Origin of the sequence: Pararhodobacter sp. CCB-MM2 (assembly GCF_001691415.1) — a bacterium.
In the GTDB taxonomy this organism is placed as follows: domain Bacteria; phylum Pseudomonadota; class Alphaproteobacteria; order Rhodobacterales; family Rhodobacteraceae; genus Pararhodobacter.
Genome location: NZ_LRRR01000006.1, coordinates 165,530 through 175,058 on the forward strand (window position 1 = coordinate 165,530; position 9,529 = coordinate 175,058).

13 protein-coding genes are annotated in these 9,529 nt (G+C 65.8%); 4 read left to right on the top strand and 9 right to left on the bottom strand.

The features are described 5' to 3' along the window. The first annotated feature begins 103 nt into the window (after nucleotides 1-103). Entirely contained in the window at nucleotides 104-973 is an 870-nt protein-coding gene (locus BCY78_RS09320; protein ID WP_068300644.1) for a branched-chain amino acid aminotransferase, read from the top strand. 216 nt (nucleotides 974-1,189) lie between these two features. On the opposite strand, the gene smpB is transcribed toward BCY78_RS09320, so the two are convergent. Continuing rightward, the gene (gene smpB, locus BCY78_RS09325) at nucleotides 1,190-1,666 is read right to left on the bottom strand and encodes an SsrA-binding protein SmpB (protein WP_068300645.1); all 477 of its coding nucleotides are present in this window, start codon (nucleotides 1,664-1,666) and stop codon (nucleotides 1,190-1,192) included. Between the two features lie 84 nt (nucleotides 1,667-1,750). Between smpB and BCY78_RS09330 the strand changes: the two genes are divergently transcribed. From BCY78_RS09330 to BCY78_RS09340, 3 genes are all read left to right on the top strand, one after another. Continuing rightward, on the top strand, nucleotides 1,751-2,143 hold the full coding sequence (locus tag BCY78_RS09330; protein WP_139103125.1) for an I78 family peptidase inhibitor: 393 nt from the start codon (nucleotides 1,751-1,753) through the stop codon (nucleotides 2,141-2,143). Nucleotides 2,144-2,408: 265 nt separating this feature from the next. Beyond that, the gene (locus BCY78_RS09335) at nucleotides 2,409-2,756 is read left to right on the top strand and encodes a DUF2794 domain-containing protein (protein WP_068300649.1); all 348 of its coding nucleotides are present in this window, start codon (nucleotides 2,409-2,411) and stop codon (nucleotides 2,754-2,756) included. A gap of 27 nt (nucleotides 2,757-2,783) precedes the next feature. Further along, nucleotides 2,784-3,434, top strand: a complete 651-nt coding sequence (locus tag BCY78_RS09340) for an RluA family pseudouridine synthase (protein WP_068300651.1) — start codon at nucleotides 2,784-2,786, stop codon at nucleotides 3,432-3,434. A gap of 6 nt (nucleotides 3,435-3,440) precedes the next feature. On the opposite strand, the gene BCY78_RS09345 is transcribed toward BCY78_RS09340, so the two are convergent. From BCY78_RS09345 to purU, 8 genes are all read right to left on the bottom strand, one after another. After that, nucleotides 3,441-3,905, bottom strand: coding sequence for a PTS sugar transporter subunit IIA (locus tag BCY78_RS09345; protein WP_068300653.1), 465 nt, complete (start codon nucleotides 3,903-3,905; stop codon nucleotides 3,441-3,443). Between the two features lie 66 nt (nucleotides 3,906-3,971). Beyond that, nucleotides 3,972-4,538, bottom strand: a complete 567-nt coding sequence (hpf, locus tag BCY78_RS09350) for a ribosome hibernation-promoting factor, HPF/YfiA family (protein ID WP_068300655.1) — start codon at nucleotides 4,536-4,538, stop codon at nucleotides 3,972-3,974. Between the two features lie 78 nt (nucleotides 4,539-4,616). After that, a complete protein-coding gene (locus BCY78_RS09355) occupies nucleotides 4,617-5,921 on the bottom strand; it encodes an RNA polymerase sigma-54 factor (protein ID WP_068300659.1) in 1,305 nt (434 codons plus the stop codon). 18 nt (nucleotides 5,922-5,939) lie between these two features. Then, complete coding sequence (lptB, locus tag BCY78_RS09360) at nucleotides 5,940-6,680, bottom strand: LPS export ABC transporter ATP-binding protein (RefSeq protein WP_068300661.1); 741 nt, start codon at nucleotides 6,678-6,680, stop codon at nucleotides 5,940-5,942. A gap of 7 nt (nucleotides 6,681-6,687) precedes the next feature. Continuing rightward, the gene (locus tag BCY78_RS09365) at nucleotides 6,688-7,176 is read right to left on the bottom strand and encodes an LptA/OstA family protein (RefSeq protein ID WP_083194931.1); all 489 of its coding nucleotides are present in this window, start codon (nucleotides 7,174-7,176) and stop codon (nucleotides 6,688-6,690) included. A gap of 22 nt (nucleotides 7,177-7,198) precedes the next feature. Next, nucleotides 7,199-7,822, bottom strand: a complete 624-nt coding sequence (locus BCY78_RS09370) for a hypothetical protein (protein ID WP_068300724.1) — start codon at nucleotides 7,820-7,822, stop codon at nucleotides 7,199-7,201. Nucleotides 7,823-7,836: 14 nt separating this feature from the next. Next, entirely contained in the window at nucleotides 7,837-8,448 is a 612-nt protein-coding gene (locus BCY78_RS09375; RefSeq protein ID WP_068300666.1) for a ribonuclease D, read from the bottom strand. A 153-nt stretch (nucleotides 8,449-8,601) separates the two neighbouring features. Next, nucleotides 8,602-9,486 carry a formyltetrahydrofolate deformylase gene (purU, locus tag BCY78_RS09380; RefSeq protein ID WP_068300668.1) on the bottom strand — a complete coding sequence of 295 codons (885 nt, stop codon included), beginning with the start codon at nucleotides 9,484-9,486 and terminating at the stop codon, nucleotides 8,602-8,604. Between the last annotated feature and the right edge of the window lie 43 nt (nucleotides 9,487-9,529).

Genomic DNA, 9,529 nt, shown 5'->3' on the forward strand with positions numbered 1-9,529 from the left:
TTCCAAGAATCAATTGTTAGCAAACCCGCCGGTTGGCGCAAGATTATGTCCGCTCCGAACTTGTCTGGCGCAACTTTCGAAATTCTTGCCAAGGGAGACTCGGATGGCGGGCGCGTATGACGATCGGGACGGCTATATCTGGATGGATGGCACGCTCGTGCCGTGGCGCGATGCCAAGGTCCATATCCTGACCCATGCCATGCATTATGCCTCGTCGGTCTTCGAAGGCGAGCGCTGCTATTCCGGCAAGATCTTCAAATCGCGGGAACATTCGGCCCGGCTGATTGAATCCGGCCGCCTGCTGGACATGGAGATCCCCTATTCGGTCGACCAGATCGAAGAGGCCAAATATTCGATGCTGAAGGCCAATGGCTGGACCGACGCCTATGTGCGCGCGGTCGCCTGGCGCGGTGCCGGTGAGGACATGGGCGTCTCGGCCTCGCGCAACCCGGTGCGGCTGGCCGTCGCTGGTTGGGAATGGGGCGCCTACTACGGCGACGCCAAATGGCAGGGCGCGAAGCTCGACATCGCCAAGTGGAAGCGCCCCTCGCCCGAGACGATCCCGACCGCCGCCAAGGCCGCCGGTCTCTACATGATCTGCACCATGTCCAAGCATGCGGCCGAGGCCAAGGGCTGCTCGGACGCGCTGTTCATGGATTACCGCGGCTATGTCGCCGAAGCGACCGGCGCCAATGTGTTCTTCGTCAAGGACGGCGTGGTCCATACGCCCCTGGCCGATGCATTCCTGAACGGCATCACGCGTCAGACGGTGATCGGCATGCTAAAGGACATGGGTCTGGAAGTGGTCGAGCGTCACATCATGCCCGAGGAACTGGCGTCCTTCTCGGAATGCTGGCTGACCGGCACCGCGGCCGAGGTCACCCCGGTGGGCCAGATCGGCGAGTATCATTTCCAGGTGGGTGATCTGACCCGCAAGGTCTCGGACAGCTACGAGAAGCTGGTCCGCGCCTGAGTCTATGTGCGAGGGGCTCCGCGCCCCTCGCGCTCCCGCGCCAAGGGGGGCACGCCCCCCTTTGGAAACCCCGTGGATATTTTCAGAGTAAAGATGAAGGCAGGGTGGCGCGTCGGGGCGGGCTGACGCGAATTGAATCAAATTTGACTCAATTGCCCCCTCACCTTGTTCCAAATACTCACGCGGCGCCTGCCAACCAGTGTGCCGGCCGGAGGGTCAGCCCTGCTCTTTCAGCAGGCGGCGCTTCTGGCGGTCCCAGTCGCGCTTGGCCGAGGTCTCGCGCTTGTCGTGCAGCTTCTTGCCCTTGGCGATGCCGATCTTCAGCTTCACCCGGCCCTTGTCGTTGAAATACATCACGATCGGCACCAGCGTCATGCCGTCCTTGGCCACCGCCGCCCAAAGCCGCGCCAATTCACGACGGCTCACCAAGAGCTTGCGCTTGCGGCGTTCCTCGTGGCCCCAGGTCTTGGCCTGTGCATAGGGTGCGACGGCCGAGTTGATCAGCCACAGCTCGCCCTCTTCGACCGAGGCATAGCTCTCGGCAATGTTCGCGCCGCCCTCGCGCAGGGACTTCACCTCGCTCCCCATGAGCACGATTCCGCACTCGAGATCGTCCTCGATGAAGTAATCGAAGCGGGCGCGCCGGTTCTCGGCGATCACTTTGCTGTTGGGGTCGTGCTTTTTCTGGGCCATTCTCGCGAGATATGGGTTTGATCCGTAGCTGTCCAGAGGCGCCACCCCTTGGCGCCGCATGTCTTGTTGAAAGGAATCCCGATCGTGAAGCCGTTTTTCCTCGTCGGAGCCGCCAGCCTGCTCGCCGCCTGCCAGATGACCCCGATGCAACCCGCCGCCTATTATTCACCGCCCGCCGCCATTGAAGCCACGCCGCCGGCCGCACCGGCGCCCAACCCGGCTCCGATGTCGCCGCCGATCGCCCAGCCCGCGCCCGAACCCGAGATGAGCCTGCCCACCAGCGCCTCGGACCCTTGTGGTGCCAGCAGCCTGCAGGGCTTCGTCGGATCGGTCGCGCCGCAGCCCTTCCCCGCCCCCGGCCCGGTGCGCGTCTATGCGGATGGCGATCCGATCACCATGGACAACAACCCCAGCCGCGTGAACGTCGTGGTGGACCGTGAGAACCGTCAGCGCGTGGTGGCCATCAGCTGCGGCTGACCAGAGCGCTTGACCCGAACGCGTGGGGACCGGACGCAAAGGGCGCCCGGTCCTGTCGTTCGCGCCGAGAAAGGGGGCCCGATGCCCCTGTCCGGGTGGGGGCCCTTCAAGAGGTATCTTCCCTGCCACGACCCGGTCAGCATGCTGCTGAAACCCGGCGATTCCTTGGCGGGACACCGATCAACTTGCGCATTTGCAGCGAAAAAGCGCCCGGCAGCACGGCTGGGCGCTTGATTTCGCCCCGTCCGAGAGTCACGTTTTTGACATGAACGTGCAAAACATCGGGTCCCCACAGGGGCGTGGCTACGTCGAGCAGGTCGCTTTCGACCGGTTCGAGATGGGCGAGATCCTCGCGGTCTACGGTCGGTATGTCGCCGCCGGTCTGTGGCGCGACTACGGCATCTCCTGCCTGCGGGAACGCGCCGTGTTCTCGATCTTCCGCCGCGCCGCCGAGAACCCGCTCTACCGCGTCGAGAAGATCCCGGCCCTGCGTCAGAAGCAGGGGCTCTACGCGCTGATCGGGCCGGAGGGACAGGTGCTCAAACGTGGGGCCAGCCTGCGCGGCGGCGTGTTGGCGCCCTTGGAGCGCAAGCTTCTGCGCGCGCTGGACTGAACCCCGGGTTGGCGCTAGGCAGGCGGCATGATCTTCCGACCCTATGACCCGCCCGCGGGCGATCCCGTGATCCTGTATCAGGACGACGACATCCTCGTGGTCGACAAGGCCTCGGGGCTTTTGTCGGTGCCAGGTCGCGGCGAGGACAAGCAGGACTGCCTGATCGCCCGGCTGAAGACCGCCTTTCCCGAGGTCCGGCTGGTGCATCGACTGGATTGCGACACCTCGGGCGTGATCGTCTTCGGGCTGACCCCGCAGGCGCAGGCGCATCTGGGCCAGCAATTCGAGCACCGCAAGACGCAGAAACGCTACATCGCCCGTATCGCCGGCCACCCGGCCGAGGAGAAGGGGCGCGTGGACCTGCCGCTTTGCGTGGACTGGCCGAACCGTCCGAAGCAGCATGTCGATCCAGAGAACGGCAAGCCCGCGCAGACGGATTGGAAAGTGCTGGCGCTGGAGGGCGAGAACGCCCGCGTCGCGCTGAAGCCGCTGACCGGGCGCAGTCACCAGCTACGGGTGCATATGCTGGCGCTGGGGCACCCGATCCTGGGCGATCCGCTCTATGCCACGGGCGCGGCGCTGGAGCACCCGCGCCTCATGCTGCATGCCGAGGAGTTGCGCCTGCGCCATCCGATGACGGGCGCGGCGCTGACCTTCAAGGCCCCTGTTCCGTTCTGAACGGGCTCAGGCGGCCTTGGTGTCGGCGGTCTGGGTGAGGATGGCGAAGAGCTTGTCGGTCTCTTCATTGGCGCGCAGCTTGGTGCAGATCGCCGGGTCGCGCAAAGTGCGCGAGACGAGGGCCAGCGCCTTCAGATGCTCCACACCCGCGTCACGCGGGGCGAACAGCGCGAAGACCAGATCCACCGGCGCGCGGTCGACCGAGCCGTAATCCAGCGGGCGGTCCAGCCGGAAGAAGATGCCGCGCACCGATTCGATGCCGTCGATACGCGCATGCGGCAGGGCCACGCCATGGCCAACGCCGGTCGGCCCGAGGCTTTCGCGTTCTTGCAAGGCATCAATGGCCGCCGCTTCGTCGATCCCGTGCGCGACGCCAGCGATCTCGGCGAGATCCTGAAAGAGCCGTTTCTTGCTCTTGACGCCGTTGCAGACCCGGATCGCTCCGGGGGTCAACAGTTCGGCCAGTTCCATGCAGTGCTCCTGCCTAACGCTTGATGGGCGCGGCCCCCGGCAATCTGCCGGAGGCCGTCCCTTTGTTCATTGCGGGTCGATCCACCCGATATTGCCGTCCTCGCGACGGTAGACCACGTTCAGTCCGCCATGCCGCTCGTTGCGGAATACCAGGACGGGTGCATGCGCCAGTTCCATCTGCATGACCGCCTCACCGGCCGAGATCGACGGAATACGTGCTTCCATCTCGGCAATGATCATCGGCTGCAGGCTGTCCGGCTCATCGCCCTCGGCCCCTTCTTCAGCGGCGAGGATATACGAGGAAGCCCCGGCGAATTCAACCGGGCCGCTCCGATCGCGGTGATGGTCCTTCAGACGGCGCTTGTAACGGCGAAGTTGCTTGTCCATGCGTTCGCAACAGGCATCGAACGCAGCATAGACATCATTGGCCTGGCCCTTGGCCTGAGCGGTCAGGCCGGTGCTGAGATGGACGGTCGATTCGCACACATAGGTGTGCGCATCACGGGAAAACACGATGTTGGCGTCGGTCGGGCGCTGGGAATATTTCTCCATCACGTTGCCGAGCTCGTTCTTCACGTGCGTCTGCAGCGCTTCACCGACATCAAGCTGTTTTCCGCTGATCTGGTACCGCATGGACCTCTCCTTCTGACGACAGGGGGCCCGGGCCGACGTGGCGCCGGGCATGCCTGCCCATTCGGCCTGTCGTTGCGGTCATCCCCCGGTTCGGGCTCCGTCCCTGGTTTCGGCCAGTCGACGGCGCGTCGAGGAAGAGGGGATGCGCAGGCCTTGTCGGTATTTGGCGACAGTTCGACGGGCGATGTCAACGCCCTGCTCGCGCAACAGATTAACCAGCGCTTCATCGGACAGGGGCTTTCGCGGGGGTTCGGCAGCGACCAGCTCGGCGATGCGTCGCTGGACCGCACGCGCTGAAATCGCCCCCTCCGGGCCCGGCAGCGCGGTCGAGAAGAACTCGGTCAGCGGCATCAGCCGGCCATCGACATCGATCGCCTTGCCAGCAAGGGCGCGGCTGATGGTCGAGGGGTGCAATTCCAGCGCCTGCGCCAGCTCCAATTGCGTCGCGGGGGCCATCGCGCCCGCCCCGTCACGGAAGAATTCCGCCTGTGTTTCCAGCAGCCAAGCACCGATCCGGGCCAGCGTTCGCCCCCGCTGTTCCAGCGCGGAAAGCAGCGCGCGGGCGCGAGCGAGAAGCTCGGGCGCGAAGTCCTCGGTCGCGGCTTTTTGAACCATCGCGAGGTCCAGCCGAGGCCCCCCGCGGCCCGGATCGGCCAGTTCGATCACCGGTGCGTTCGTCTCGCCCCCCTCCGGCCGGACCAGCCGCAGATCGGCGATCAGCACGGCGGTTTCGGTCTCCGCCGGCGCGGCGTCCGGCACCGGATGCGGCGAGAGCGAGCGCAACAGACGCGCCCGGCTCCGTACCCCTTCCGGGTCGAGGCCCAGCGCCGTGCCGATCCGCTTCCATTCCATCCGCGCGAATTGCGGCAGCAAGCCGACGGTGGCGCGCGCCTCGGGCCGGGGCAGCCCCAGCTCCAGCAATTGCAGTTCCAGACATTCGGGAAGGTTACGCGCGCCGACGCCCGCCGGCTCGCAACGCTGCAGATGCGTCAGGGCTTCGGCCAGGTCACCCTCGTCCAACCCGTATTCGCGGGCCAGTTCGTCCAGCCCGGCGTCCAGATAGCCATCGCCGCGAAGCTCGGTGATCAACAGCAGGACCAGCGCTTGCATCCGCTCCGGCAGGCCCATGCGTACCACCTGCCGGCGCAGATCCTCCTGAAACGGGGCCTCCTGCGCCTGCAGGCTTTCCTCGGCCCCGGCCGGCACGCCTCCGCCCTGATAGCGACGCTCATAGCGCAGGAAGGGATTGCGCGCGGCTTCGGCGGCGAGGGTCTCGTCCAGCTCGGCGGGCGCCATGCGCAGGATGCCCAGACGGGTGCGCAGGGTCGGGGTCAGCGCCAGCTTCTGCTGCGCGCGCAGTTCCAGCCGGGGGTTCAGCGCCATGCGCGGCCCGGCCTCAGGTCAGCGGAAACTGTCGCCCAGATAGACGCGGCGCACGTCGTCATTGGCCACCACCTCGTCGGGAGAGCCGCTCATCAGCACCGTCCCGTCATGCAGGATATAGGCGCGGTCGACGATCTCAAGCGTCTCGCGCACGTTATGATCGGTGATCAGCACCCCGATCCCGCGCGAGGTCAAATCGCCCACCAGCCCGCGGATATCGCCCACCGCGATCGGGTCAACCCCGGCGAAGGGTTCGTCCAGCAGCACGAAGGACGGGTTCGAGGCCAGACAACGCGCGATCTCGGCCCGGCGACGCTCGCCACCGGAGAGGGCCAACGCCGGAGACTTGCGCAGACGCTCGATGTGGAATTCGTGCAGCAACTCTTCCAGCCGCGCAGCGCGGGTGGCGCGGTCGGGCTCGGCGATTTCGAGGATCGCCTTGATATTGTCCTCGACCGAGAGGCCCCGGAAGATCGACATTTCCTGCGGCAGATAGCCGATACCCATCCGCGCGCGGCGGTACATCGGCCAGCCGCTGACATCGATGCCGTCAATGGCGACCTGACCGCCATCCGCCGGCACCAGCCCGGCCACACAATAGAAACAGGTGGTCTTGCCCGAGCCGTTCGGCCCCAGCAGCGCCACGACCTCGCCACGGCGCAGATCGAGGTCGATGCCGCGCAGGACGGGGCGGCGCTTGTAGCTTTTCTGCAGGCCCCGGATGCGCAACCCGTCGACCTGATCGTCGTTCATGGTCATCGAGGAGTCATTCCATCCGGATGATAGTGCGGACGCGACCGAACATCTGACCGCTGCCCGAGCGCAGATCGGCCACGAACCGCTCGCCCGAGAGCATGTTCTGCCCCTGCACCAGCATCACCGCCCCGGTCATCTCCAGCGATTGCGCCTGCAGGGAATAGATCGCCTCGCGGGCCTCCAGCGCCTCGTCCGGGGTGGTCATCGTCACCCCGCCCGAGGCGATCAGCCGGCCGATCCGCTGCGACCCCGTCCCCGAGCCCGAGCCCGCGTATTCCAGCCGCAGCGACTGGGCGGCAATCCGCATCTCGCCCTGAATGGCCAGAACATTGCCGGAGAATTCCGTGGCGCCCGTGGCCTGATCGACGTTGAGCTGATCCGCCGTCACCTCCAGCGCCGAGCCATCGAGACGCAGCGACTGGCCGAAGTTGATCTGCACCCCCTGTTGCGCCAGCGCCGGCGAGGCCAGCATCAGCAGCAGGGCGAACAGTCGGAACATGAGACGCGGCATCGGCTTTCCCTCAGTTTTCTGGCTGATAGTTCAACCGCACCCCAGCGCCGAAAACAAGCACATAAGCCCCTGCATTCTCAGGATCGGCCCGCAACTCGAGGCTTCCGGCCCGGATCTGGCCCGCAGGCGCGCTGCCGCTGACAGTACCCGGTGCGGTCAGTCGCGTGTTGTCCAGCAGCCCCATCAGGCTTTCGGTTGTCAGCCGGTAGCCCGGTGCCGCCGTGAAATCGAGCCCGCCGTCGAGGCGAAACAACCCGCGGCCCCTGTCAATGATCCCCTCGGCGGCGATGGCGTGCATCATCGGCCCGTCCGGCCCCTCGAGCAGCATATCGAGCCCCGTCACCTCAAGCCGCATCGTCGCGTTCACGTCCGAGCGCGCGCTGGCGGCAACGATGGTCAGCGCCGCGCCATCCTCGGTCACGCCGGCAAAGCGGGCGCCGGTCAGGCGCGGATCGCGGGCACGGTCCTCGACGTCGATCTCCGCATTGGCGATGGCCGAGCCCGGATCGACCGTGCGTGCCAGCAGGAACACCAGCGACAGCAGCACCAGCGCGGTGATCGGCAGCACCACTTTCAGCACGTTCACCACCTTGGTGTGAAACGCCTTGCTGCTGATCGGATCCGTCATCGCCATGCCGCCCTCGCCGATCAATGCGCGAAGATGTCGGTATCGGCCCAGCCGGCCAGATCCAACCGGGCGCGCATCGGCAGGAAGTCGAAGCTGGCCTGCGCCATGTCCATCCGGCCCTCGCGCTCCAGCATGGCGATCAGGACATCGCGCAGCTTGTGCAGGTGCAACACGTCCGAAGCCGCGTAGTCGCGTTGCGCCTTGGTGATCTCTTCAGCCCCCCAATCCGAGGATTGCTGCATCTTCGAGATATCGACGCCGACCAGCTCCGTCAGCAGGTTCTTCAGCCCATGGCGGTCGGTATAGGTGCGCACCAGTTTTGACGCGATCTTCGTGCACCAGACCGGCGCGGCCAGCGCGCCGAAACGGTTGTACATCGCCGCAATGTCGAAGCGGCCGTAGTGGAACAGCTTCAGCACGGCGGGATCGGCCAGCAGGCGGCACAGGTTCGGGGCCTCGGTCTGCTCGCGGGTGATCTGCACCAGATGGGCGTGCCCGTCACCGGCCGAGAGCTGGACGAGGCACAGCCGGTCGCGATGCGGGTTCAGGCCCATCGTCTCGCAATCGATGGCAACGATCGGTCCGAGGTCCAGATCGTCCGGCAGGTCCTGCGAATGGAAATGGATCGCCATCGGGCTTTCCTCAGTGTCTTTCGGGGTCTGACCGGGCTTAGACCCGCCTCCGCCGCAGGTCAATCACGCAGCCATCCCAACCGCGCGAGGCCCAATGCGAAACGGGGGCGCGTCGACCGCACCCCCGTTCCCATTCCGCGATACGCGCCGCAATCAGCCCATGCGGTCCGACGCATAGGCGCCGGGCGAGGCCGGGAAGACCACGGTGCGGTGACCGTTCTGGAACACGCGGTGCTGGGCATGGGCGTGCACGGCGCGGGCCAGAACCTGCGCCTCGACGTCACGGCCCAGCGAGACGTAGTCCGAGGGGCTCTGCGCATGGGTGACGCGGACGGTGTCCTGCTCGATGATAGGGCCTTCGTCCAGATCGGCGGTGACATAGTGGGCGGTCGCCCCGATCAGCTTCACGCCGCGGGTATAGGCCTGCTTGTAGGGGTTCGCGCCCTTGAACGACGGCAGGAACGAGTGGTGGATGTTGATGATCCGGCCCGACATCTTGGTGCACAGCGCATCCGACAGCACCTGCATGTAGCGCGCCAGCACGATCAGTTCCGCACCCGAGCTTTCGACAACTTCCATCAACCGCGCTTCGGCTTCGGGCTTGTTCGCCTTGGTGACGTTGATGTGGTAGAAGGGCAGATCGTTGTTCACCACGACCTTCTGATAGGTCATGTGGTTCGACACCACGCCGACCAGATCGACCGGCAGCGCGCCGATGCGCCAGCGGTACAGCAGGTCGTTCAGGCAATGGCCGAAGTTCGACACCATCAACAGCACCTTCATGCGCGTACCGCTGTCATGGATGCCCCAGGTCATGTCGAACGACTGGGCAATCGGGGCAAAGCCGTCGCGCAGGCTATCGGGCGACGCGCCGGTTTCCGCGGTGAAGGTGATGCGCGTGAAGAAATGGCCCGTCTCCAGGTCATCGTATTGCGCGGCGTCGGTGATGTTGCACCCGTTCTCGGCCAGGAACCCCGAGATGGCGGCGACGATGCCGCGCTTCGAAGCGCATTGGACGGTCAGGACGAAAGAAGTCATGAAGAAGTTCCCGGGTCAGAGGGGTGGGGAGGAGGAGCTGTCC

What these genes read in the sequence shown, in the direction of transcription:
- BCY78_RS09365 (WP_083194931.1), bottom strand. Translation starts at nt 7,176, where the DNA reads ATGTTCCGACTGTTCGCCCTGCTGCTGATGCTGGCCTCGCCGGCGCTG.
- purU (WP_068300668.1), bottom strand. Translation starts at nt 9,486, where the DNA reads ATGACTTCTTTCGTCCTGACCGTCCAATGCGCTTCGAAGCGCGGCATC.
- BCY78_RS09355 (WP_068300659.1), bottom strand. Translation starts at nt 5,921, where the DNA reads ATGGCGCTGAACCCCCGGCTGGAACTGCGCGCGCAGCAGAAGCTGGCG.
- smpB (WP_068300645.1), bottom strand. Translation starts at nt 1,666, where the DNA reads ATGGCCCAGAAAAAGCACGACCCCAACAGCAAAGTGATCGCCGAGAAC.
- BCY78_RS09375 (WP_068300666.1), bottom strand. Translation starts at nt 8,448, where the DNA reads ATGGCGATCCATTTCCATTCGCAGGACCTGCCGGACGATCTGGACCTC.
- BCY78_RS09340 (WP_068300651.1), top strand. Translation starts at nt 2,784, where the DNA reads ATGATCTTCCGACCCTATGACCCGCCCGCGGGCGATCCCGTGATCCTG.
- hpf (WP_068300655.1), bottom strand. Translation starts at nt 4,538, where the DNA reads ATGCGGTACCAGATCAGCGGAAAACAGCTTGATGTCGGTGAAGCGCTG.
- BCY78_RS09345 (WP_068300653.1), bottom strand. Translation starts at nt 3,905, where the DNA reads ATGGAACTGGCCGAACTGTTGACCCCCGGAGCGATCCGGGTCTGCAAC.
- BCY78_RS09320 (WP_068300644.1), top strand. Translation starts at nt 104, where the DNA reads ATGGCGGGCGCGTATGACGATCGGGACGGCTATATCTGGATGGATGGC.
- BCY78_RS09370 (WP_068300724.1), bottom strand. Translation starts at nt 7,822, where the DNA reads ATGGCGATGACGGATCCGATCAGCAGCAAGGCGTTTCACACCAAGGTG.
- lptB (WP_068300661.1), bottom strand. Translation starts at nt 6,680, where the DNA reads ATGACCATGAACGACGATCAGGTCGACGGGTTGCGCATCCGGGGCCTG.
- BCY78_RS09335 (WP_068300649.1), top strand. Translation starts at nt 2,409, where the DNA reads ATGAACGTGCAAAACATCGGGTCCCCACAGGGGCGTGGCTACGTCGAG.